The 22,790-nt window shown below is 72.4% G+C and carries 23 protein-coding genes; 7 read left to right on the forward strand and 16 right to left on the reverse strand.

The features are described from left to right. Positions 1-4 precede the first annotated feature (4 nt). The 3 genes from PUR53_RS30825 to PUR53_RS30835 form a co-directional block, all read right to left on the reverse strand. A complete protein-coding gene (locus PUR53_RS30825) occupies positions 5-1,513 on the reverse strand; it encodes a VWA domain-containing protein (protein ID WP_329910361.1) in 1,509 nt (502 codons plus the stop codon). Further along, a complete protein-coding gene (locus tag PUR53_RS30830; RefSeq protein WP_329910363.1) occupies positions 1,510-2,523 on the reverse strand; it encodes an AAA family ATPase in 1,014 nt (337 codons plus the stop codon). Before PUR53_RS30830 ends, PUR53_RS30825 begins: the two co-directional genes overlap by 4 nt. An 82-nt stretch (positions 2,524-2,605) precedes the next feature. Further along, the gene (locus PUR53_RS30835) at positions 2,606-3,262 is read right to left on the reverse strand and encodes a TetR/AcrR family transcriptional regulator (RefSeq protein ID WP_329896801.1); all 657 of its coding nucleotides are present in this window, start codon (positions 3,260-3,262) and stop codon (positions 2,606-2,608) included. A 159-nt stretch (positions 3,263-3,421) separates the two neighbouring features. Between PUR53_RS30835 and PUR53_RS30840 the strand changes: the two genes are divergently transcribed. Then, on the forward strand, positions 3,422-3,979 hold the full coding sequence (locus PUR53_RS30840) for an NAD(P)H-dependent oxidoreductase (protein ID WP_329896800.1): 558 nt from the start codon (positions 3,422-3,424) through the stop codon (positions 3,977-3,979). A 169-nt stretch (positions 3,980-4,148) separates the two neighbouring features. Here the strand turns inward: PUR53_RS30840 and PUR53_RS30845 are convergent, their stop codons facing one another. The 3 genes from PUR53_RS30845 to PUR53_RS30855 all read right to left on the reverse strand — a co-directional run bounded on the left by PUR53_RS30845 (position 4,149) and on the right by PUR53_RS30855 (position 6,175). Then, positions 4,149-4,709, reverse strand: coding sequence for a YbaK/EbsC family protein (locus PUR53_RS30845; RefSeq protein WP_329896799.1), 561 nt, complete (start codon positions 4,707-4,709; stop codon positions 4,149-4,151). Positions 4,710-4,754: 45 nt separating this feature from the next. Beyond that, the gene (locus PUR53_RS30850) at positions 4,755-5,327 is read right to left on the reverse strand and encodes a helix-turn-helix domain-containing protein (RefSeq protein WP_329896798.1); all 573 of its coding nucleotides are present in this window, start codon (positions 5,325-5,327) and stop codon (positions 4,755-4,757) included. 95 nt (positions 5,328-5,422) lie between these two features. Continuing rightward, on the reverse strand, positions 5,423-6,175 hold the full coding sequence (locus PUR53_RS30855) for an acyltransferase (protein WP_329896797.1): 753 nt from the start codon (positions 6,173-6,175) through the stop codon (positions 5,423-5,425). Positions 6,176-6,305: 130 nt separating this feature from the next. Between PUR53_RS30855 and PUR53_RS30860 the strand changes: the two genes are divergently transcribed. Further along, positions 6,306-6,848 carry a gamma carbonic anhydrase family protein gene (locus PUR53_RS30860; RefSeq protein ID WP_329910365.1) on the forward strand — a complete coding sequence of 181 codons (543 nt, stop codon included), beginning with the start codon at positions 6,306-6,308 and terminating at the stop codon, positions 6,846-6,848. A gap of 185 nt (positions 6,849-7,033) precedes the next feature. On the opposite strand, the gene PUR53_RS30865 is transcribed toward PUR53_RS30860, so the two are convergent. The 3 genes from PUR53_RS30865 to PUR53_RS30875 form a co-directional block, all read right to left on the reverse strand. Next, entirely contained in the window at positions 7,034-7,687 is a 654-nt protein-coding gene (locus PUR53_RS30865; protein ID WP_329901361.1) for a DedA family protein, read from the reverse strand. 122 nt (positions 7,688-7,809) lie between these two features. After that, a complete protein-coding gene (locus PUR53_RS30870) occupies positions 7,810-9,402 on the reverse strand; it encodes a carboxylesterase/lipase family protein (protein ID WP_329901360.1) in 1,593 nt (530 codons plus the stop codon). Positions 9,403-9,614: 212 nt separating this feature from the next. Beyond that, positions 9,615-10,052, reverse strand: coding sequence for a DUF4442 domain-containing protein (locus PUR53_RS30875; protein WP_329910390.1), 438 nt, complete (start codon positions 10,050-10,052; stop codon positions 9,615-9,617). A gap of 250 nt (positions 10,053-10,302) precedes the next feature. Between PUR53_RS30875 and PUR53_RS30880 the strand changes: the two genes are divergently transcribed. Continuing rightward, positions 10,303-11,361 carry a hypothetical protein gene (locus PUR53_RS30880; protein WP_329901358.1) on the forward strand — a complete coding sequence of 353 codons (1,059 nt, stop codon included), beginning with the start codon at positions 10,303-10,305 and terminating at the stop codon, positions 11,359-11,361. A gap of 310 nt (positions 11,362-11,671) precedes the next feature. Further along, positions 11,672-12,997 (forward strand): MFS transporter, encoded by a 1,326-nt coding sequence (locus PUR53_RS30885; RefSeq protein WP_329910366.1) that lies wholly within the window; start codon positions 11,672-11,674, stop codon positions 12,995-12,997. On the opposite strand, the gene PUR53_RS30890 is transcribed toward PUR53_RS30885, so the two are convergent. Beyond that, positions 12,959-13,804 (reverse strand): spermidine synthase, encoded by an 846-nt coding sequence (locus PUR53_RS30890; RefSeq protein WP_329901356.1) that lies wholly within the window; start codon positions 13,802-13,804, stop codon positions 12,959-12,961. The genes PUR53_RS30885 and PUR53_RS30890 overlap by 39 nt on opposite strands. 96 nt (positions 13,805-13,900) lie before the next feature. Then, the gene (gene tuf, locus PUR53_RS30895; RefSeq protein ID WP_319242791.1) at positions 13,901-15,070 is read right to left on the reverse strand and encodes an elongation factor Tu; all 1,170 of its coding nucleotides are present in this window, start codon (positions 15,068-15,070) and stop codon (positions 13,901-13,903) included. A gap of 512 nt (positions 15,071-15,582) precedes the next feature. On the opposite strand from tuf, the gene PUR53_RS30900 reads away from it, so the two are divergent. Beyond that, positions 15,583-16,365 (forward strand): TVP38/TMEM64 family protein, encoded by a 783-nt coding sequence (locus PUR53_RS30900; RefSeq protein WP_329901355.1) that lies wholly within the window; start codon positions 15,583-15,585, stop codon positions 16,363-16,365. Positions 16,366-16,482: 117 nt separating this feature from the next. On the opposite strand, the gene PUR53_RS30905 is transcribed toward PUR53_RS30900, so the two are convergent. After that, on the reverse strand, positions 16,483-17,652 hold the full coding sequence (locus tag PUR53_RS30905) for a thiolase family protein (protein ID WP_329901354.1): 1,170 nt from the start codon (positions 17,650-17,652) through the stop codon (positions 16,483-16,485). 93 nt (positions 17,653-17,745) lie between these two features. Between PUR53_RS30905 and PUR53_RS30910 the strand changes: the two genes are divergently transcribed. Then, complete coding sequence (locus tag PUR53_RS30910) at positions 17,746-18,222, forward strand: winged helix-turn-helix transcriptional regulator (protein ID WP_329901353.1); 477 nt, start codon at positions 17,746-17,748, stop codon at positions 18,220-18,222. A 90-nt stretch (positions 18,223-18,312) separates the two neighbouring features. On the opposite strand, the gene PUR53_RS30915 is transcribed toward PUR53_RS30910, so the two are convergent. From PUR53_RS30915 to PUR53_RS30925, 3 genes are read right to left on the reverse strand one after another with little or no spacing between them, the layout of a single operon-like run. Further along, complete coding sequence (locus PUR53_RS30915; RefSeq protein ID WP_329901352.1) at positions 18,313-19,026, reverse strand: cupin domain-containing protein; 714 nt, start codon at positions 19,024-19,026, stop codon at positions 18,313-18,315. Next, the gene (locus PUR53_RS30920; protein ID WP_329910367.1) at positions 19,020-19,955 is read right to left on the reverse strand and encodes a PmoA family protein; all 936 of its coding nucleotides are present in this window, start codon (positions 19,953-19,955) and stop codon (positions 19,020-19,022) included. The genes PUR53_RS30915 and PUR53_RS30920 overlap by 7 nt, the downstream gene beginning before the upstream one ends. Beyond that, positions 19,952-21,199, reverse strand: a complete 1,248-nt coding sequence (locus PUR53_RS30925) for a Gfo/Idh/MocA family protein (RefSeq protein WP_329901350.1) — start codon at positions 21,197-21,199, stop codon at positions 19,952-19,954. Before PUR53_RS30925 ends, PUR53_RS30920 begins: the two co-directional genes overlap by 4 nt. Positions 21,200-21,557: 358 nt before the next feature. Here PUR53_RS30925 and PUR53_RS30930 point away from each other — a divergent pair, with 358 nt between their 5' ends. Further along, positions 21,558-22,433, forward strand: coding sequence for an undecaprenyl-diphosphate phosphatase (locus PUR53_RS30930; protein ID WP_329910368.1), 876 nt, complete (start codon positions 21,558-21,560; stop codon positions 22,431-22,433). Positions 22,434-22,663: 230 nt separating this feature from the next. Here the strand turns inward: PUR53_RS30930 and PUR53_RS30935 are convergent, their stop codons facing one another. After that, complete coding sequence (locus PUR53_RS30935) at positions 22,664-22,786, reverse strand: hypothetical protein (RefSeq protein WP_329901348.1); 123 nt, start codon at positions 22,784-22,786, stop codon at positions 22,664-22,666. Between the last annotated feature and the right edge of the window lie 4 nt (positions 22,787-22,790).

A 22,790-nucleotide genomic window follows, 5' to 3' on the forward strand; every position in this document is an offset into this window, starting at 1 on the left:
CCCCTCACACCGGCAGCAACCGCGTCACCAGTTCCCCGAGCCGTCGCGCGTTCCGGCAGGTGTGCATGTCGACGATCTCGGCGTAGACCGGGGCGGCGGAGTCACCGATCCCCCAGGTGCTCGGCGTCTCGGGGTTCAGCCAGTGGACGCGGCGGGCCCGGGCCACGATGCGCCGCAGGGCCTCCGCGTTGGGGTCGAACCCGTTGGTGCGGGCGTCCCCGAGCACGATCACCGACGTACGGGGCCCCACGGCGTCGAGATGGCGCTCGGCGAACTCACCGAGCGCGGCCCCGTAGTCGCTGCTGCCGTGCCACCCGGTGATCGCGGCCTCGGTGGCGATCCGGCGGCCGAGTTCGGCCGGATCGGCCTGCCCGGTGGTGACGAGGCGGGTGACCTCGTCGACGCGGTTGACGAACGCGTAGACCCGCACCTTGCTGAACTGGTCCCGCATCGCCTGCACCAGGAGCATCGTGAAGTTCGCGAACCCGGCGACCGACCCGGACACGTCGCAGAGCAGCACGATCTCCGGGCGGGCCGGCCGGTGCCGTCGATAGGCGGGGCGCAACGGCACGCCCCCGGTGGACAGCGAGCGCCGTAGCGTGCGCCGGATGTCGATCTGACCGCGCGCGGCCCGGCGTCGCCTGGCGGCCAGCCGGGTCGCGAGCTTACGGGCCAACGGCTGGACGGTACGGCGCAGTTCGACGAGTTGCTCACGGTTGGCGACGAGGAAGTCGACCTGGTCGGCGCTCGGCGCGATGCCCCGCTCGGCGATCATCTCCGCGCCCCGGCGCTCGGCGACCCGCCGCCGCGCCTCCGTACGCACCCGGTCGCGGAAGTCCTCGATCCGGCGCCGGATCTCATCGGCGTCCAACCGCTCGGTGAACCCGCCCGCCCCGAGCCCGGCCCCGGAGCCCCCTCCCGCTCCGGCCGCCCCCGAGCCGAGGGCGAGACCCCCACCGAACCCCATACGGAGGCCACCGCCGACTCCGCCACCGGCCCCACCGACCCCTCCCGCCCGCGCATCCGCCAGGATCCGTGCCAGCAGCGTCTGCGGTCGGAGGCGGTCCAGCGTCTGGTGGGCGGACCAGCCGTCCGAGCCGGGGGAGCCGTAGCGGCCGAACAGTTCCACGGCCTCGGCGGCGAGCCGGGTGAGCGCGGCCGTGTCGTTCGCGGCCAGCGCCGCGGCTAGCCGCTCGCGCAACTCGTCCCGGTCCCCGGCCGACGCGCCCCGCGCCCCCGCCAACTCCCCCACGCCGAGCGGGAAGTACAGCTCGAAGGCCGCGTCGAAGACGGCCCGCTGCCGGTCGGCACGCAGCAGCGCCGCCGCCAGCCCCTCCCGGATCCGCTCCCGGTCGACGAGGCCCAGCACCGCCAGCACGGCCGCCGCGTCCACCGTCTCGCCGGGCCCGATCCGTATCCCGTGGCCGCGCAACGCCCGTACGAACGCGGTCAGCCGGTCGGGCAGGGTGGATGCCGGGGTCGTACCGCTCGCGCCGCGGGCCCCGGCGCTCATACCAGCGTCAGCTTCCGCGCGGCCTTCTCGATGTCGTCCTGGTGCTTGAGGATCACGCCGAGACTGTCCCGGACGACGCCCTCGTCGAGGCTGTCGGCGCCGAGGGCCAGCAGGGTGCGCGCCCAGTCGATGGTCTCGGCGACGGAGGGAGCCTTGCGCAACTCCATCTCCCGCAGCGCGCCGACCACCCGGACCAGGGAGTCGGCGAGGGTGTCGTCCAGGCCGGGGACCCTGAGTGTGACGATCCGCCGCTCCAACTCGGCGTCGGGGAAGTCGAGATGGAGGAAGAGGCAGCGGCGGCGGAGCGCCTCGGAGAGTTCACGCGTGGCGTTCGAGGTCAGCACGGTGAAGGGGCGTCGGGTCGCGGTGATCGTGCCCAGCTCGGGAACGGTGACCTGGAAGTCGCTCAGCACTTCCAGCAGCAGCCCCTCGACCTCGACGTCGGCCTTGTCGGTCTCGTCGATGAGGAGCACGGTCGGCTCGTCGCCCCGGATCGCGGTCAGCAGGGGGCGGGTGAGCAGGAACTCGTCGCTGAAGATGTCGGAGCGGGTCTCGTCCCAGGCCTCGTCGCGCCCGGCGGTGATGCGCAGCAGTTGCTTGGCGTGGTTCCACTCGTAGAGGGCGCGGGACTCGTCGATGCCCTCGTAGCACTGGAGCCGGACCAGGCGGGCGGCGCCGACCTGGGCGACGGCCTTGGCCAGTTCGGTCTTGCCGACGCCCGCCGGGCCCTCCACCAGCAGTGGCTTGCCGAGCCGGTCGGCCAGGAAGACCGTGGTGGCGACGGCGGTGGAGGCCAGGTAGCCCGCTTCGGCAAGCTGTGCCGAGACGTCGTCCACGGAGGAGAAGAAGCCGGTCCCGGCGAAGTCCGCCCGTCCGCGCCCACCGTGCGGCTCCCGCGCACCGCGTTCCCCCGCACCGCGTTCCCCCGCGCCGCGTTCACCACCCGCGCCGCCTACGCCGCCCGCATCGCTCGCGCCGCTCTCGCCGTTCACCGCGTTCGTGTCGGTCATGTGGCCCCTCCCGCTCCGCCCGGCGTACGAGGCCCCTCCCCGACACCCGCCCCCAAGTTACCAAGCGGTCGCTTTGACTGTCCTACGCCGCCACGACCAGCCGCGCGACGAGGTCCCCCCACCCGCGCTCCAGCCGGTCGAGGGACATCCCGCGGCGCTCCACCAGGTGGTCGACGAGGTTGATGTCGAGATAGCCCAGCAGGGTCTGCGCCAGCAGCTCGATGTCGCCCTGCGTCCCGGCGCGGCGCAACAGCATGCACAGATGGCCGAGGCGGAGCTGCGTGGCCGGGTTGGCGTGTCTGCGGGAGGCGTCCACGCGAGCGGCGAGGTAGAGGTCGCGATGGGCGTACTCGTGGCGGATGACGGCGGCGCCGAAGGCCCGGAGCCGGTCGGCGGGGGGCGCGTCGGGGCCGAGCGGCGGCGGGCCGGACAGGAACGCCGCCTGCAGCTCCCGCTCGTGGTGGTCGAGGAGCGCGACCAGGAGTCCGAACCGGTCGCCGAACCGCCGGAAGACGGTGCCCTTGCCCACCTCGGCGGCGGTCGCCACGGCCTCCATGGTCAGATTGGCGGCCCCGCACTCGTCCGCGAGCCGGGCTGCCACCTCCAGCAGCCGCGTGCGGTTACGAGCCGCGTCCGCGCGCAGTCGGGGCCGGTCGGAGGCGGTGAGGTCGAGGTTCAGCAGTCCGTCGAGGGGGTCGGGGTCCTGAGGCGCCGGAAAGGGCGGCAGCGACTCTTTCATGAAAAGAGCGTAACGCTCACCACACACAAGTGGACCCCGGTCCGGATAGCTGCTACAAATTTCAACGGACCCCGGTCCGTTTAGCTTTTCCGCAGGCCCCGGTCCGCCGACTTTGCCTCACGTGTTCCCTACGTGCACATCCTTGCTAGGAGTCAGCTCATGTCCGTACGCATCCTCGCGCTCGTCGGCAGCCTTCGCGCCGGTTCGCACAACCGCCAGCTCGCCGAGGCCGCCGTGAAGCACGCCCCCGAGGGCGTCGAGATCGAGCTGTACGAGGGTCTGGCCGAGGTCCCGTTCTACAACGAGGACATCGACAACGAGGCCGCCCTCCCGGCCACCGCGGCGCGGCTGCGCGAAGCCGCCGGCCAGGCCGACGGCTTCCTGCTCTTCTCCCCCGAGTACAACGGCACCATCCCCGCCGTCCTGAAGAACGCCATCGACTGGCTGTCCCGCCCGTACGGCGCCGGCTCCTTCACCGGCAAGCCCGTCGCCGTGGTCGGCACCGCCTTCGGCCAGTTCGGCGGCGTGTGGGCGCAGGACGAGACCCGCAAGGCCGTCGGCATCGCCGGTGCCACGGTCCTGGAGGAGGCCAAGCTCTCCATCCCCGGCTCGGTCGTCCGCTTCGCCGAGACCCACCCGGCCGACGACGCCGAGGTCGTCACCGGCCTCACCGAGGTCCTGAACCAGCTCACCACCAAGGCGGGCACCGCCGCCTGAGGCCCGCCCTCAGCCAACACCGCGTCGGGTTCCGGGCCACCGCCCGGGCCCGACGTCGGCGTACCGGCAGCGACAGCGAGGCAGCGGCCGCAAGGCGTCGGCATCGGCATCGGCATCGGCATCGGCATCGGCATCGGCATCGGCATCGGCATCGGCATCGGGCCAGTGTTCAGACCGTGACGCCCAGCCCCTCCAACACCACCGCGTTCGGCAGCTCCGCGAACGCCTTCCCCGGCACCAGCAGCTTGCCGCGCCGCCGTCCGCTGCCGACCAGGACGTACGGCAGGTCGACCACGGCCGAGTCGACCAGGACCGGCCACGCGGCGGGCAGCCCGACGGGGGTGATGCCGCCGTACTCCATCCCGGTCTCCCCGGTGGCGGTGTCCATCGACGCGAACGAGGCCTTGCGGGCGCCCAGTTGGCGGCGGACCACACCGTTGACGTCGACGCGGGTGGTGGAGAGCACGACACAGGCGGCCAGGCTCGACTCGCCGCCCCGCTTGCCCGCGACGACCACGCAGTTCGCGGACTGTTCGAGCAGGTCCTGCCCGTAGTGCTGGACGAACACCGCCGTGTCGGCCCACGCGGGGTCCGTCTCGACGTACAGGAGCTGGTCGGCGGGCACACTGCCGGACCAGTCGCGTACGGCGTCGGCGACCGGGCGGACGAGGTCGTCCAGGCAGTCGGGGGCGGGGGTGGCGTGGTCGAAGTCTCCGATGGGTGCGCGCATGGGCCGCACGGTAACAAAGCCCCGTGGACGCCCTGATCCGGTGCCTCAGTGCACCGCCGGCACCGAGACCGTGAGCACCATCTCGGTCGGCACGTCGCCGCGGTTGGCGTACTCGTGGGCCGCGCCCGCCTCGAAGGTGACGCTCGCGCCGGCCGGGACCCGGTACTCGGCGCCGTCCACGGTGAGGGTCAGCTCGCCCGCCGTGACATGGGCGATCTCGACGGTGCCCACGGGGTGCGGGTCCGACCGGCTGCCCTCGCCCGGCATCAGCCGCCAGTCCCACATCTCCAGCGGGCCGGGCGCCTCCGTGCCGGCCAGCAGTTTGCTGTAGCTGCCCGTCTCGGTGTGCCACAGCCGGACCACCTGCTCGGCGGGCACGACCCGGACCTTGGGCCCCTGTTCGTAGTCGAGCAGGGTGGTGATGCTGACACCGAGGGCGTCGCCGATCTTGACGACGGTTCCGAGACTGGGATTGGTGCGGGCCTGTTCGATCTGGATGAGCATCCCGCGGCTGACTCCGGCGCGAGCCGCCAGCGTGTCCAGGGTGAACCCCCGCTCGGTGCGCCAGCGCTTGACGTTCCGCGCCAGGGACTGGGTCAGCAGGTCGAGATCCGACACGTTCCGTCCAATATCTCAGTGACAGAGTCCAACACGACGAACGAGGTGGGGCGCACCCGACGTTCACCGAACTGTACTGCGAGGACCGCGCCCCCTCAGGGCCGCTGGGCGGACTCCCCCGCCCCCTCCGCGTCCCACTCGGCGAGCGCCAGCAGCTGCTCCGGGGTGACCCCGTCGGGGATCGGTACCGGCGCGGGTGTCCGGATCGGCGGCTGCCACCCCTCCACCGGGTCCCACCGGCGCACGACCCGCGCGGGCGCCCCGGCCACCACCGAGTGGTCCGGCACCACCCCGCGCACCACCGCCCCCGCCGCGACCACCACGTTGCGCCCGACCCGCGCCCCCGGCAGGATCACCGCGCCGGTGCCGATCCAGCAGCCGGGTCCGATCGACACCGGATCCATACGGGGCCACTGCTTGCCGATCGGCTGGTGCGGGTCGTCGTACGAGTGGTTGGTGGAGGTCACGTACACGTACGGCCCGAAGTAGCAGTCGCTGCCGATCGTGACGGTGGTGTCGGCGATGACATGGCTGCCCCGCCCGAGCACGACCCCGTCCCCGATGCGCAGGATCGGTTCCGCGCCGAGGTCCAGATCGGGCATCAGTCCGGCGGTCAGGGTGACCTGCTCGCCGATGATGCAGTGGGAGCCCAGGTGGATCCACGGCTCGCCGAAGACGGTGCCGAGGGGAAAGGCCAGCCTGGTACCCGTTCCCATCGCGCCGAAGCGGAAGCGGCCGGGCCGCTCCGCCGTCACCGACCCCGTGCGCTGCAGCCACGCCCAGCCCGCGTGGACGGCGCGCTGCACGAGGCGGCCCGACCAGGACGAGAACGTGTTCTTCTTCGGCACCCGCTCACGGTACTCACCGGGCGGCACCCGCATGACGTCGTACGGCTGTGATCTTCACCCCACGCGACGCGCACCCCATGGCTTACGGTGCGGGTGAGGACTGATCTTCACCCAGCATCTGGAGGCGGCGATGAACCGGCAGCGGGCCCTGATCACGACGTTCGGCGGCAAGAAGCCGGAGGTGGAGGAGGCCGCGTTCGTGTCCCCCACGTCGACGGTGATCGGCGACGTGACCCTGCGGCCGGGGGCGAGCGTCTGGTACGGGGCGGTGCTGCGGGCCGAGTTCGAGCCGATCGTCATCGGCGCGGACGCCAACGTGCAGGACAACTGCACGCTGCACGTCGATCCCGGTTTTCCCGTCTCGATCGGCGCGCGGGTGTCGATCGGGCACAACGCTGTGGTGCACGGGGCGACCGTCGAGGACGACTGTCTGATCGGGATGGGCGCGACCGTGCTGAACGGCGCGGTGATCGGCGCGGGGTCCCTGGTCGCCGCGCAGGCCCTGGTGCCGCAGGGGATGCGGGTGCCGCCCGGGTCGCTGGTGGCGGGGGTGCCGGCGAAGGTGAAGCGGCCACTCACCGACGAGGAGCGGGAGTTGGTGACCTTGAACGGCACGCACTACACGGAGTTGGCCAAGGCGCACCGGGAGGCGCAGGAGGAGTACGGGGCGTAGACGGTCCGCCGGCCGGAGGAGGGGGACGGGGCCTGGGCCGTCAGTCAGCCGGATCGCGACCGGGGGCGCCCGCGCGGCGGATCCGCCCACCGCATCGACAGGCATCGGCCGGCATCGGCGACGTCGACCGGCGTCGACCGGCGTCGACCGGCGTCGACACGGTCCGTCCCCCCTTCCGGGCGTGACTAGTCCCCGGCGGTCACCAGCTCCCCCTCGGCTTCGCCTTCCGCCTTCTCGGCCGCCTTCTTCGCCTTGCGCTTGATCACCAGCATCGAGGTGACGCCGATCAGCACCGCCAGGACCAGTCCCAGCCAGGAGAAGCGCTTGAGCCAGGCCTCGGCGACGACACCGACGTAGTAGATGACGGCGGTGGTGCCACCGGCCCAGAGGATGCCGCCGAGGACGTTGGCGACGGCGAAGCGCCAGTAGGGCATCTGCAGGACACCGGCGAGGGGCCCGGCGAAGATGCGGAGCAGGGCGATGAAGCGGCCGAAGAAGACGGCCCACATGCCCCACCGGTCGAAGGAGCGCTCGGCGACGGCGATGTTGCTCTCGCTGAAGTGTTTGGGGAACCGCCGGTTGAGCTTGGCCAACAGTGGGCGCCCGCCCTTGCGGCCGATGGCGTAGCCGATCGAGTCGCCGATGATCGCGCCGGCGGTGGCGCAGGCGCCGAGGACGAACGGGTCGATCTCTCCGTGCTGGGACGCGAGCAGCGCGGAGGAGACCAGGATGATCTCGCCCGGCAGCGGGATGCCCAGGCTCTCCAGGCCGATGACCAGCCCCACCAACAGGTAGATGGCGAGCGGAGGCACTGTTTCGAGCCACTCCTGGACGTGCAAAGCCGGTTCCTCCCGTGCAGGCGGATCATGTGGGTCTGGCGGATCTCGGGGCCCCCGGCGCGCGCTCTCGACGGAGCGCGCGCCGGGGCAGCCTACCCGCTTACTCGGACGGCGACGGAGTCCTACGGGTTGTCCCACAGGTCGCACCGGTGCTCACCGTGCACGGCCGTGCTCAGTGCGTTGCCGCCCTGTGCGGCGGTCCGGAGGGTGAGGATCTTCCCGCCTCCCGCCGGGATCACGGGCTGTCCCGCGACCCGCGGCACCCCGTCGCGGATGAAGGAGCCCCAGTAGTCGGTCATCTGCCGGGAGAGCCGGCGCTGCTCGGCGTTCAGGGGCGACTCCAGGCCGAAGTGGCGGAAGAGGTACTGCACCTCGTTGACGTGGGTCGCGCCGAAGTCGAAGTCCGTGTCCAGGTCGCGCAGCGAGGCGAAGGGCGGGGAGGTGCGGTCGGCGAACTCGTACGCGTAGACCGGGCCGCGTCCGGCGAGGGTCCGGTTCAGTCGTAGCGCGGGGCAGGCGAAGCCCTGGTCGCCCTGGGCGGTGGCGTACGCGACGGTCGGCGAGGGGTGGGCGGACAGCGGGTAGCGCTCCAGGGCGCGGTCGCCGAAGTCGGTGCGCATGACGGTCGGGTACCGCTCGGCGGTGAGCGGGGCACCGGCCCCGTCGAAGCGGGCGAACGCGAAGAGCCGGCCCTCGTCCTGGTTGGCGCCGTTGAGGACCGGCACGCCGGCCGCCGCCCCCTCGGCGAAGGCCCGGGCCGGTTGCACGGGCAGGAAGGCACCGCCGACGACGGGGCCCCAGTTCAGGCCCGCCTGGGCGGCGAGGATCTCCTCGGCCGGTCTGCCGCGCAGGCAGGCCACGTCCGCGCAGTCCAGCCGGGCGAGGAAGGTCCGGCCCTGGTCGACCGCCGCCTCGTGGGTACGGGCGGCGCAGTCGCCGTACGCGCCGCTCTGCACGATCCCGGCGCGGAACAGGCCGCGCGCGGTCGGCGAGGCCAGCTGGGTGCAGACCGAGCGGCCACCGGCGGACTCGCCCGCGACGGTGACCCTCCGTGGATCGCCGCCGAAGCGGCCGATGTTGGTCCGGACCCAGCGGAGCGCGGCCTGCTGGTCGAGCATCCCGAAGTTGCCGGAGACCCCGTCGCGGGCTTCGTCGTCGAGGTCGGGCGTGGCGAGGAAACCCATCGCGCCGAGGCGGTAGTTGACGGTCACGACGACCGTGCCGGTGCGGCGGGCGAAGGCGTCCGGGACGACGTCCTCACCCGCGCCCGCGGTGAGCCCGCCGCCGTGCAGCCACACCATGACCGGCCGGTGGGCGCTGCCCCGCGGGGCGTACACGTTGAGGTCCAGACAGTCCTCGGTGTGGCTCGGCTGCTCGTAGCCGGGGTCCCAACTGGCCGTCTGCACACACCGGTCGCCGAACTCGCCCGCCTCGCGCACCCCTTGCCAGGGCCGCACGGGGCGTGGCTCGGTCCAACGGAGGTCCCCGACGGGCGGCTGGGCGTAGGGGATGCCGAGGAACTGCCGGCCCTCGGCGGTGGTCTCGCCCCGGACCCAGCCCGCGTCGGTCCGGACGAGGGCCGGCTGCGGGGTCGCCGCCCGCGCCGGTGCGGGGGTCAGCAGGGCGGCGGCGAGGGCGGCGACGAGGGCGGTCGCCGCCGCGCTCCACCGTCTCGGGCGAAGGGCGCCGCAACGCCGGGACACGGTTTCTGACATGAGCCGTCACTCCTTCGTGCAGGCCGTCGTGGGGAACGTCGTGCGCGCGTGTCGGCGGGGAAACTAGAGCTCTCGGTGACTCGTGTCAACGGCCCGAACAAGCCGCCGCGGCCAGCGGGTCTCCTTGACCGTGACGGGCTTCAACAACCGCGTCACCACCGGGAGGCCCGCTGCTCCATGCAACAACGCACTCAGCCCTCCCGGCGCCGACGTCAGGCGTTGGGGCGCAGGGTCCAGACCACCGTCATCTCGCCCGTCACGGCGCCGTCGGCGCGGTGGATGGTGATGGTGACGGGGAACTCCGGGCGCTGCCCGGCGTCGAGTTCGGCGACGACCTCGGCCGCGGGGCGGCCCAGCGTCGCGGTCGCCGTGACGGCCCCCATCGCGAGCTTCCGGTACGCGATCTCCGCGCGGACCGCGAGCGGCACGGCACGCGAGAGCTGGTCCCCGAACGCGGCGAGCACGATCGCCCCGCTCGCCGTCTCCCCCACCGTGAACATCGCACCGGCGTGCGGCCCGCCGACGTGGTTGTGGAACTCGCCGTCGTCCGGCAGCACCACGACGGCTTTCTCCGGAGTGGTCTCCAGGAACTCCAGCTTCAGGGTCCTGGCCATCGGCACCGTGGCGGCGAGCATCTCGCCGATCGACATCTGGTCTGCGCTCATGGCGCGATGTTACCCACGAGTAGACAGCCATGACCAGGGGCGCCCGCAGCCCGACGACGTTCGCGCCCGAGAACCCGACGCCTCCGCGAGGAGCCGACCACCTCCCGGCGCCCCGTAGGACATCGGGTCAAAAGTCGTCGGGCCGGGGCGTTTTGAAGCCGTTCGTCCCGACTGCAAAGCGGCTTCGTGGACTCCCGTGGCACCCCGCCCCCCGCCGCATCTATGGTTACGAGCCATGTGGCCAGGACAGCAGCAGCCGCCCGGGGGCGAGCACCAACCGCAGCAGCCGAACCCGTACCAGCAGCCGGGGTACGACCAGTCCGGACAGCCGGTACAGCCGGGATACCAACAGCAGGGGTACCAGCAGCCGAACCCCTACCAGCAGCCCGGATACCAGTCGACGGGTCAGCAGGCCCAGTACGGGCAGCAACCGCAGTGGGGCGCGCAGGCCCCCGCGGGCCCGCCGGTGCCGCCGGGCGGAGGCGGCGGCAACCGGACGAAGCTGATCGCGATCATCGCGGCCACGGCCGTCGTCGTGGCGGCCGGTGTGACGGGCTTCCTGGTGCTCGGCGGTGACGGCGACAAGGACAAGTCGAAGACCCAGTCGGCGCCCTCGGCCTCGCCGTCGCCGACCGCGTCCGAGAGCACCGAGGACAACCCGCGCGGCGAGGACGCCGGCGCGAAGCCGACCGTCGAGGGGTGGAAGGTCGTCGTCAACCCCAAGTGGGGTACGGCCTTCGACGTGCCCGCCGAGTGGGAGGTGCAGTCGCCCGACACCTTCATCGGCTTCGAGGACTCCGAGAAGGGCGACGGCTCGGTCCTCATCGGGATGTCGGCGCCCGCCATCCTCAAGGAGAAGTACTGCACCTCGGACGACGACAAGGACGGCAACGAGGAGTCGAGTTCGCTCGCCGCCGTGGGCACCAAGGGCCAGCAGGGCGCCAAGGGCACCGAGGACATCGCCCGCAACGACTCGGCGTGGTGGGTCTTCGGCGGGTACACCGACCAGAAGGCCGCCTCCAAGAAGAAGATGACCATCGGCAAGCCCGAGGCGTACACCACGGCGTCGGGCGTCGAGGGCAGTGTCGCGACCACGTACTCGACGGGCGTCGCCAAGAAGGACAAGTGCGACACCGACGGCAAGGCGACCACGTTCGCCTTCAAGAACTCGGCCGGTGACTACGTCTCCTGGACCTTCCACGGCGCCAAGGACGTGAAGGAGGAGGTCCCGGACGCCACGGTGCAGAAGATCCTCAGCACGGTACGCCTGTACGGCGAACCCACGGGCGGCTGACCGGACGCGCGCCCGCCCACCGGCGCCGGACGAACCTCCCGGAGCCGGCTCCACGGACCGACTGCGCGGGCCGGCTCCACGGACCGGCCCGGCCCGGCTCCGCGGACCGGCTGCGCGGAGCGACACCACGGGCCGGTGCCGGAGTCGGCGCCCAGAGCTCGACTCACGGCGCCGACTCCCGGGCTCGGCCCCACGACGCCACCCCCCAAGGGGTCGGCCCCCCAAGACGGCGGCCCCACCTGGCCCGATCCCGCCCCACCCCGTGCGGAAACGGTTTGGCAGAAGGTGCCGGGGCGGCGATAGTCGGCGGGTGACCACTCCCGCCGCCCCCCGTCGCCGCCCCGCATGGGCCGGCCGCAACTACACCCTGCTGACGACGGCCGCGGTCGTCACCAACCTGGGCAGCAACGGCGCCCTGATCGCGGCCGCGTTCGCGGTCCTGGAGGCAGGAGGCGACGGCGGCGACGTCGGCCTGGTCGCGGCGGCGCGCACCCTGCCGCTCGTGCTGTTCCTGCTGGTCGGCGGCGCGATCGCCGACCGGCTCCCCCGGCACCGGGTGATGGTCGCGGCGAACGCCCTCAACTGTCTCTCCCAGGCCGCCTTCGCCGTCCTCGTCCTCACCGGCGAGGCACTCCTGTGGCAGATGATGCTGCTCTCCGCGCTCGGCGGCGTCGGCCAGGCCTTCTTCGGTCCGGCCGCCGAGGGCATGCTCCTGTCGTCCGTCACCGCCGAACAGGCGGGCCGGGCCTTCGCGCTGTTCCGCTTCGCGTCGCAGGGCGCGACCATGAGCGGCGCCGCACTCGGCGGCGCCCTGATCGCGGTGATCGGCCCCGGTTGGGTGCTCGCCGTGGACGCGGCGGCGTTCGCCCTGGCAGGCGCCCTGCGTGCCTTCCTCGACGTGAGCCACATACCCGAGCGCGGGGCGGGCGGCGGGCTGCTCGCGGATCTCCGGGACGGCTGGCGGGAGTTCACCGGCCGGACCTGGCTGTGGGCGATCGTGGTCCAGTTCTCCCTGGTGAACGCGGTCATCGTCGCCGCCGACGCGGTCTACGGCCCGCAGGTAGCCCGGGACAGCCTGGGCGGGCCGGGCTCCTGGGGCCTGGCCCTCGCCTTCTTCGGGGCCGGCAACGCCGCCGGAGCGCTGCTCATGGCGCGCTGGAAACCACGCCGTCTCCTCCTCGTCGGCGTCCTCTGCGTCTTCCCCTTCGCCCTGCCGTCCGCCGCGCTGGCCGTGCCGGTGCCGATCGCCGCGCTGTGCCTGGCCATGTTCGTCAGCGGTCTGTCGATCGAGGTCTTCGGGGTCTCCTGGATGACCGCGCTGCACCAGGAGATCCCCGAGGACAAGCTGTCCCGGGTCTCCGCGTACGACTGGTTCGGTTCGGTGGCCATGGTGCCGCTCGCCGCCGCGCTGGCGGGCCCGGCGGAGAGCGCCTTCGGACGTACGGCGGCCCTGTGGGGCTGCGCCGGGCTGTGCGTGGCCGCGACGGCGGCGGTGCTGTGCGTGCGGGACGTACGCAACCTGACCCGGCGCGGCACGCCGGTGCCCAAGGTCGAGCCCGACCCCGAGCCCGGCCCCGAGACCGGCGGCGAGCCCGGTTCAGCCGATGCCGAAGGCCCCGTCGGGCGGCTCGGGTGACGGTACGGCGTCCTCCTCGCGCACAGGCGCGGCACCGCCGATGAACGCGCGCAGCGCCGGACCGTGCTCGACCCGCGCGGGGAAGGCGTCGGCGGCGGTCCGCCGGGCCAGGCCGGCGTTGTCGAGCGGCTGGTGGGCGGCGACCAGCACGGCGTTCCCGAACCGCCTGCCGCGCAGCACCCCCGGCTCGGCAATCAGCGTCAGCTCCTCGAACACCGTTGCCAGCGTGGCCAGTTGGGACCGCAGATAGGCGAAGGGCGCGGCGTCGGGGAGGTTCGCGAGATAGACACCGTCCGCGCGCAGCACGCGTGCGACGGCCCGCGCGTACCCCACGGTCGACAGATGCGCCGGGACCCGTGAACCGCCGAAGACATCGCCCACGAGGACGTCGGCGGAGTCGGCGGGGGCCGCTTCGAGCCATTCCCGCGCGTCCGCCCCGTGCAGCGCGATCCCCGCGTCGCCGGGCGGCGGCAACTGCTCGACGACCAGGTCGAGCAGCCCCTGGTCGTACTCGACGACCCGCTGCCGGGACCCGGGCCGGGTGGCGGCCACGTAGCGGGGCAGGGTGAGCGCGCCACCGCCGAGATGCACCACGTCGAGCGGCAGCCCCGGCTCCGCCACGGTGTCCAGCACGTGCCCGAGCCGCCGCGCGTACTCGAACTCCAGGTGGGTGGGCTCGTCGAGATCGACGTACGACTGCGGCGCCCCGTCGACGGTCAACAGCCAGGCCCGCTCCCGGTCGACGTCGGGCATGAGCTTGGCGGTGCCCCGGTCGATGGCCCGGGACACGGGTATGGCTTCGTTCACGGTCCCCATTCTGGTGCAGGGAACGCCCGGCGGGAGCGCGGGGAACCGCGCGACCGGCTGAGTACCGGCCGGCGGTCCCCCGCCCACGACGACCGTCTACTGAACGGCCGTCACGGTCCCCGCCCCGACGGTCCGACCGCCCTCACGGATCGCGAACCCGAGCCCCGGCTCCAACGGAACCTCCCGGCCCAGCTCCACGCTCATCGTGACGCGGTCCCCGGGCCGGGCGACGGCGACCTCACCGAGGTCGATGTCCCCCACCACGTCGGCCGTGCGGATGTAGAACTGGGGCCGGTACCCGCTGGACACCGGGGTCGTGCGGCCCCCCTCGCGCGCCGACAGCACGTACACCTGCGCGGTGAAGTGCCGCCGGGGCTCGACACTGCCGGGCGCGGCGACGACGTGCCCGCGTCGGACGGCGTCCCGTCCCACCCCGCGCAGCAGCAGCGCCACGTTGTCCCCGGCCTGCGCCTCCTCCATGGGCTTGCCGAAGGTCTCGACGCCGGTGACGACGGTCTCGATCCCGGCACCGAGCACCTCGACGCGGTCGCCCACGCGGATGGTGCCGCGCTCGACGGCCCCGGTGACGACGGTCCCCCGCCCCGTGATGGTCAGCACGTTCTCCACGGACAACAGGAACGGCGCGTCCAGGTACCGCTCCGGCATCGGGACGTAGGTGTCCACGGCGTCCAGCAGCGCGTCGATCGACGCCGTCCACCGCGGGTCCCCTTCGAGCGCCTTGAGCCCGGAGACCCGGACCACGGGTACGGAGTCACCGCCGTAGCCGTGCGCGGTGAGCAGTTCGCGGACCTCCAGCTCGACGAGGTCGGTGAGCTCCTCGTCGCCCGCGTCGGCCTTGTTGAGGGCGACGACGATGTGGTCGACGCCCACCTGCCGGGCGAGCAGCACGTGCTCGGCGGTCTGCGGCATGATCCCGTCGAGCGCGGAGACGACGAGGATCGCCCCGTCGAGCTGCGCGGCGCCGGTGACCATGTTCTTGACGTAGTCGGCGTGGCCGGGCATGTCGACGTGCGCGTAGTGCCGGGTGTCGGTCTCGTACTCGACGTGCGCGATGTTGATGGTGATGCCGCGCGCCGCCTCCTCCGGGGCGCGGTCGATGCGGTCGAAGGGGACGAACGTGCCGGCCCCGCGCTCGGCGAGGACCTTGGTGATGGCGGCGGTCAGGGTGGTCTTGCCGTGGTCGACGTGACCCATCGTGCCGATGTTGAGATGCGGTTTCGTACGGACGTAAGCAGTCTTGGACATGGCGGTACCTCGAAGCCTCTTCAGCGGTACTGAGTGATGGCCCCGGCGGCACGGAACGGCAGCCGGGACGGGGACCCCGAGGTCTTGCCGACCCTCCCCCTGCGGGGTCCGCCGGAATGTCCGGGAAGGGTCAGCTTCGGGCGCCGTCCGCGGCGGCCACGACGATCAGAAGGGCAGCCTTCGGGGCATCCGCGCCTGTGGCGGATGCGGCGAGAGCGAAGGCGTGCCGGAACATGACGCCGATCATCGTCGACAAGTCGGCCCGCGTCGAATGGTTTTCGGTGCGCGGGAGTTCCGGGAGAAAGCGGAAGAGAGATGCTTCACAGGACGGCGTACGGGGTGAACGGTGCGCGGGTCGGGCCCGTGGTCCGGAAGGCGCAGGCAGCGGGGTGCGCGCTGCCCGGCGGAGGTCCGGACGCGCGGTGCCCGGCGAGTCTGTTGTTCCGCTTCCTGTGACGCCCGTGAGACGTTCCGTACGGCATACACGTACACGGGTCGGTTACCGTCGTCGAATGCTCGATGCCACCACCCGCTCTGGGGGCACCGCCACGGTCCTTCCCCGGACCGCCGCCACGGAGCTCGCCGTCGTCACACCTGTCACGGTCCCGGCCGTATCGCCGGGGCGCGCCGCCCGCTGGGGCAGAGTGCTGCTCTCGCCGTGGGCCCGGTTCTCGCTCCTCGTCGCGCTGCTCCTGGCCGCCGTCTCCACGGTGCTGCTGTTCGAGCCGCAGCGGCTGCTGGCCGACGGCTGGCCGCCCCAGCTGGGCGGAGCCGCGGCGGTGGTGATGTTCGCGGTGGCGTACGGGCTGTGCACGGTCGCCTTCGTCCCCCGTCCGATCCTCAACATCGCGGCGGGCGCCCTCTTCGGCTCACAGCTCGGTCTGGCGTCGGCGCTCGCGGGCACGGTCCTCGGCGCGGGCCTCGCCTTCGGCCTGGGGCGGATCCTCGGTCAGGACGCCCTGCGGCCGCTGCTGCGCCACCGGTGGCTGAAGTCGGCGGACGGCCAGCTCAGCCGCCACGGCTTCCGCTCGATGCTGGCGGCCCGCCTCTTCCCCGGGGTGCCCTTCTGGGCGGCCAACTACTGCGCCTCGGTCTCCCGGATGGGCTACCTGCCCTTCCTCCTGGCCACCGCCCTCGGCTCCATCCCGAACACCGCCGCGTACGCCGTGGCCGGCGCCCGTGCCTCGTCCCCGACGTCCCCGGCCTTCCTGATCGCCATGGCCTGCATCGCGGTCCCGGCCCTGATCGGCGCGACCCTGGCCTGGCGCAAACGCCACCACCTGCGGGCCCGCTGAGGTATGGAGGGGGCCCGCAGGGCCGTCCTCCAGGGGCGCGGGGAACTGCGCGACCAGCCCCCACCCACCCGCGCCCGCCCCCGGCGCGAACGGCTCCCACCTCAAACCGCCGCCACCTCAAACCGCCTCCAGCACCATCGCGTTGGCCAGCCCACCCGCCTCGCACATGGTCTGCAACGCGTAGCGCGCGCCGCGTTCGCGCATCGCGTGCACCAGCGTCGTCGTCAGCCGGGTCCCGCTGGCCCCGAGCGGATGCCCCAGGGCGATGGCGCCCCCGTGGACGTTGACCTTGTCCAGGTCGGCGCCCGTCTCCTGCTGCCAGGCGAGCACGACGGCGGCGAACGCCTCGTTGACCTCGAAGAGATCGATGTCGTCGATGCCCAGCCCGGCCCGGCGCAGCACCTTCTCGGTGGCGGGGACGACGCCCGTGAGCATCAGCAGCGGATCCGAGCCGGTGACGGCGAAGGAGTGCAGCCGGGCGAGGGGCCGCAGCCCCAGCCGTGCGGCCGTCTCGGCGGACGCGACGAGGACGGCCGACGCTCCGTCGTTGACGGGGCTGGCGTTCCCGGCGGTGACGTTCCACTCGATCTGCGGGAACCGCTCGGCGAAGCCGGGGTCGTGGTAGGCGGGCCGGAGCCCGGCCAGGATCTCGGGCGTGCTGCCGGGCCGTACGCACTCGTCGCGGGTCACCCCCTCCAGCGGCGCGACCTCGGCGTCGAAGAGGCCGCTCTCCCAGGCGGCCGCGGCCCGGTGGTGGGACGACACCGCGAACTCGTCCATCCGTTCCCGCCCGAGGGACCACTTCGCGGCGATCAGCTCGGCGCTGATGCCCTGCGGCACGAGCCCCTCGGGGTAGCGCGCGGCGACGCCGGGCCCGAACGGGTCCTTGCCGGGCGGCACGTTGGACCACATCGGCACCCGGCTCATCGACTCCACCCCGCAGGCGACGACCAGGTCGTACGCACCCGACATGACGCCCTGGGCCGCGAAGTGCACGGCCTGCTGGGAGGAGCCGCACTGCCGGTCGACCGTGGTCGCGGGGACCGTCTCCGGAAAGCCGGCCGCGAGGACGGCGTAGCGGGTGGTGTTCATGGCCTGCTCGCCCACCTGGTCGACGGTGCCTCCGATGACGTCGTCGACGAGCGCCGGATCGACGCCGGAGCGGTCGACGAGGGCGCGCAGGGTGTGGGCGAGGAGGTCGACGGGGTGGACATGGGCGAGGGCACCGTTCGGCTTCCCCTTGCCCAGGGGCGTGCGTACGGCTTCGACGATCACGGCGTCACGCATGGGTCGGACCTCCACGAGTACCAGTGAGTAGGATTTCCGAACTCACCATAGGCCTGCGAGTTGGAAAAACAAACCCTCCTCTAGACTGGGTGCATGCCCGCCTCCGGAGATCCACGCCCCTGTTCCATCGCCGACACCCTGGCGATCGTCGGTGAGAAGTACTCCCTGCTGGTCCTGCGCGAGGTCTGTCTCGGCAACGGCCGCTTCGACCAGCTGGTCCGCAACATCGGGGCGCCGCGCGACGTGCTGGCGACCCGCCTCAGGCGGCTGGTGGACGCGGGCGTCCTGCACAAGCACGCCTACAACGAGCGCCCGCAGCGCTTCGAGTACCGGCCCACCCAGGCGGGGCTCGAGCTGGAGCCGGTCCTGATGACCCTCATGGCGTGGGGCGACCGCCATCTCCACACGGACGACGACCGCCCCATGGTGATCGAGCACGCCTGCGGCAGGACACTGGTCCCGAAGGTCACCTGCACGGCCTGCGCCACCGAGCTCCACCACGAGGACCTCAAGGCCCACCCGCAGACCCCGGGCTGGTCGGTGAAAGGCCCGACCACGAGCGCCCCGTAGGGGCGCGGGGAACTGCGCGAGCAACCACACACCACCCGCAGCCGCTCGGCCACCGCACTCCCCGGACTCAGAGGCGCCCGGAACCCCCGCTCAGTCCCCCTTGTAGACGTCCAACCGCCCGCACATGCCGAACCTCCCGTACGCGGAGGGCTCCTCGGCGCGTACGACGGCATCGGCCAGATGGGACACGTCCCCCCGCTCCAGCCGGTCGAGCTGCTCCCCGGTCGCGGCGGCAGCCGCCCGCGCGCCCCGCTCCCAGCGCGCCCGCCACTCCGCGAGCCGTGGCCGTACGAGCGCGGCGGCGGCCCGGTGGAACGCGGCGAGCGGCTCGGGCCCGGACGCGTCCCGCAGCGCCCGGTAGCCCTCCAGGGCGAGGTCACGCCGGGCCCGCGCGACCCGCTCCCGCTCCTCCTCCGGAGCGTCGAGCGGGATGCGGGTGGCCTCGGCGTACGTCTCCGGATCGGTCAGGTACTCCGGGGGGAGCGTGAGGACCGCGTCGCCCGCCTCGGGAAGCCCGTTGTTCTGCATGAGGACGGTGATGCGCAGCTCGTCCTCGTTGACCAGCCGGTGGATGGTGCCCGGCGTGAACCAGGCGACCGTCCCGGGCGCCAGCGGCGTGACCTCGAACCCGGAGGCCGTGAGCGTCTGCACGGCCCCGCGCCCGCCGGTGACGACGTACGCCTCCGAGCAGGTCAGGTGCATATGGGGGGTGCCGCCACAGACCCCGTCCGCCGCGGGCCAGTCGTACACGGACAGGTGCGACAGGGCGACCCCGCCCGGCAGTCCCTCGTAGCCGCTCACCACGGGTGCGCCTCCAGGTACTTGGCGATCTCCTCCCGCTCCCAGGAACCGTCGGCCACGACGACCCGGTAGCGGCGGCTGAGCGTCTCGCCCGGAGCCAGCTCCAGCTCCTCGAAGAACGCCCAGGAGGGGGCGACGGCGGCGAACGGCTCGTTGCGGACGAACCAGTGCGCGGGATGGGCGCCGCCAGCTCCCGCGTGGTCGTTCTCGGGGGCGTGCGCGAAGACGAGCGTGGCGTGGCCGTCGGTGCCGTCGTGCTCGCCCGAGTACGCCAGCCAGGGCGCCTGCCCGCCCATCAGCTCGGGTCCCTCGGAGTCGGGCCCGATGATCCGCCCGTCCCGGAAGGCGCGCGGCCCGCGCCAGAACAGACCGGTGTAGCCGGCCATCTCCCGCCCGGCGGTCGTAGGACTGCCGAACAGCAGCGGCTCGTCCCGGCGGTTGGTGATCGCGCTCGTCCAGGTCAGCGCCCACGATCCGGACTCGGTGTCCACGTCGTGGATCTCGATCCGGCGCTCCTCGTCCGCCCACAACTCGCCGGTGTAGGGGTGCCAGGTCAGCCGCTCGGCGATCACGACCCGCTCGCCGTCCGACTCGACGACGTCGAAGCCGACGTGCGCCATCGAGCCGACCCGCTCGGGGATCGGCAGATAACCCTCGCCGTGGACGTAGGAGTTGCCGCCCCACAGGTTCTGGCCCGACAGATGCGAGGCCGTCAGCTGGAGGCCCTTGTGCCAGCGGTGGTCGTTGGGCCGGAAGTCGGTGACGACGTCCCCGGCCAGCGTCCGGATCGGGTGCAGATACGGCTTCGGCGCCTCCCAGGCCGCCTCGGGCCGGTAGACGTAGCTCAACAGCTCGACGCCCGTGGTGGGTTCGGTGACCGTGATCCGGTCGCCGTGGGCGTGGACCACGCGCAGCCCGTCGTGGAACGTCATGCGGTGATCTCCTCACTCGTGCCGGCGGAGCCCGCGGCGGCGGGGCTCCCGTCGGCGGACACCGGGGCGGTTCCGGGCGCCCAGCCGGGGGCGCCTCCGTGCATGGCCGTGTAGTACGGGTCCCCTGGGCCGATCTCCCCACGCCGTACGGTCGCGTCCGTGAACGCCGACTTGTACAGGGCGGCGATCAGCTCCAGGCTCGTCCGCCCGTCGGCGCCGCTGCTGCGCGGGCGTTCACCGGCGCGCATGCTCGCCACGAGCTCGCGCAGCTGGGCCAGGTGCGAACTGGGCACGTCCTCGCCGAAGTCCCGCCAGGCCGCCGCGTCCGCCTCCGGGGTGCCCGGGGCGGGGATGACGGACCAGTCGGCGTTGGAGTGGCCGTACAGATGGGTCAGTTCGACGGTGGCGCGTTCACAGTCGACGCGGATGCGGCTGACCTCGTCGGGGCTGAGGACGCTGTTGACGACGGTGGCCAGGGCGCCGCTCTCGAAGCGTACGAGGGCCGTGGAGACGTCCTCGGTCTCCACGTCGTGGACCAGCCGTCCGGCCATGGCTCGGACCTCGCTCCACGGGCCCAGCAGATCGAGCAACAGGTCCATCTGATGGATGCCGTGTCCCATGGCGGGCCCACCGCCCTCGGTGGCCCAGCGGCCGCGCCAGGGGACGGCGTAGTAAGCGGTGTCCCGGTACCAGGTGGTCTGGCAGTGCGCGACCAGCGGACGCCCGAGGCTCTGCTCGGCGATCAGCTGCCGCACGTGCCGCGCGCCGGAACCGAAGCGGTGCTGGAAGACGATCGAGGCGTACGGTCCCCCGGTCGCCGCGCCCTCCTCGGCCTCGACGGCGTCGAAGTCGGCGAGCGTCGGCACCGGCGGCTTCTCGCACCACACCCAGGCACCGGCCCGCAGCGCGGTGATCGTCTGGTCGCGGTGCAGGGTCGGCGGGGTGCAGATGCTGACCAGGTCGGGCCGCTGCTCCGCCAGCATGCGGTCCAGGTCGGTGTAGCCGTGCGGGATGCCGTGCTCGGCGCAGAACTTGGCCACCGCGTCGGCGTCGATGTCGACGGCGGCGACGACCTCGGTCTCGCCCTCCTCGGCGAGGCGCGCGAGCGCGGGCAGATGGGAGCCGCCGCCGATGGCGCCGATGCCGACGATCGCGGCCCGGACGCGGCGGCCGGCCAGGGGGGCCGGGCGACGGTCGGGGAGGTGGTCCGAAGTCGGGCTCGGGTCGTTGCTGGGTGTGGGCATGGACGTGATCAGCACTCCATCGAACGGGACATCGGGCGGTGGCGGGCGCCCGGTGGCGGGGGTTCCGACGGACCGGCGACCCTCATCACGGCAAGCGCTTTCCCTCGCCAGCAACGTATGTGCGGACATAGTGACTGGTCAACACCGCGGATCCGGCCGTTCCACGCCTCGGGACACCCGCGCTCCACCCGTCCCCCGCACACCCGCCGCACGGGCCCCGCCCGGTCCTGCGAAACCCCTGTGACAGCCCTGTCCCCAGGGGGCGCTAGGCTGCCCCCAGCACCTGTGATCACCCGCCCCGCGGCGCGGCACGTCTTCCGTCGGCCCTCCACGATCAGCGCTTGGACCACGTAACTTCATGTCTTGGTTTGAATCCCTCATCCTCGGACTCGTCCAGGGGCTGACCGAATTCCTCCCCGTCTCCTCCAGCGCGCACCTGCGCCTGACCGCGGCCTTCTCCGGCTGGGAGGACCCGGGCGCGGCCTTCACCGCGATCACGCAGATCGGCACCGAGGCCGCCGTGCTGATCTACTTCCGCAAGGACATCGCCAACATCATCTCGGCGTGGTCGCGTTCCCTGTTCAACAAGGAGATGCGCGCCGACCACGACGCCCAGATGGGCTGGCTGGTGATCGTCGGCTCCATCCCGATCGGCGTCCTCGGCGTGACCCTCAAGGACCAGATCGAGGGGCCGTTCCGTGATCTGCGCCTCACGGCCACGATGCTGATCGTCATGGGCATCGTCCTGGGCGTGGCGGACCGTCTCGCCGCGCGCGACGAGACCGGCGGCAAGCACCGTGCCGCGAAGGAGCGCAAGAGCCTCGAACAGCTCAGCGTCAAGGACGGCCTGATCTTCGGCCTCTGCCAGGCCATGGCCCTCATCCCCGGTGTCTCCCGCTCGGGCGCCACCATCAGCGGTGGCCTGCTCATGGGTTACAAGCGCGAGGCCGCCGCCCGTTACTCCTTCCTCCTCGCCATCCCGGCCGTGATCGCCTCGGGCGGCTACGAGCTCAAGGACGCGATGGAGGGCGGCCACGTCTCCTGGGGCCCGACGATCTTCGCCACGGTCATCGCCTTCTTCGTCGGCTACGCGGTCATCGCCTGGTTCATGAAGTTCATCTCCACCAAGAGCTTCATGCCGTTCGTCTGGTACCGCATCGCCCTCGGCATCGTCATCGTCGTCCTGGTCAGCATGGGTGTGCTGAGCCCGCACGCGGGTGAGTCGGGGGGCTGAACCAGGGCCGCACAGGTAGCGCTATCTAGCATTTTCTAGCGCCTGATTGCAGCACTACGCCATGATCATCTCCCACTTGTCTCCCACTCATCTCCCACCGGGGAGGCGGGATACGCCCCACGAGGACGTATGCGTCCGCAAAGCAAGGGATGACACGGAAGGGCCCGCACAGCAAGCCGTGCGGGCCCTTCCGTACCGAGGGTGCGGCTCAGCTGAGGATCATGCCCCGCCTAGGCCACGACCCTCTCCACGAGGAAACGCAGCCGCTCGTCCACCGTGTCCCAGGCATCGCCGGTGAGGTCATCCAGCGCGGCGGCGGCCGTGAGGATGAGCCGGTCGAGGCGCGCTTCCACGTCC

Origin of the sequence: Streptomyces sp. SP18BB07 (assembly GCF_036322545.1) — a bacterium.
Lineage (GTDB): Bacteria > Actinomycetota > Actinomycetes > Streptomycetales > Streptomycetaceae > Streptomyces > Streptomyces deccanensis.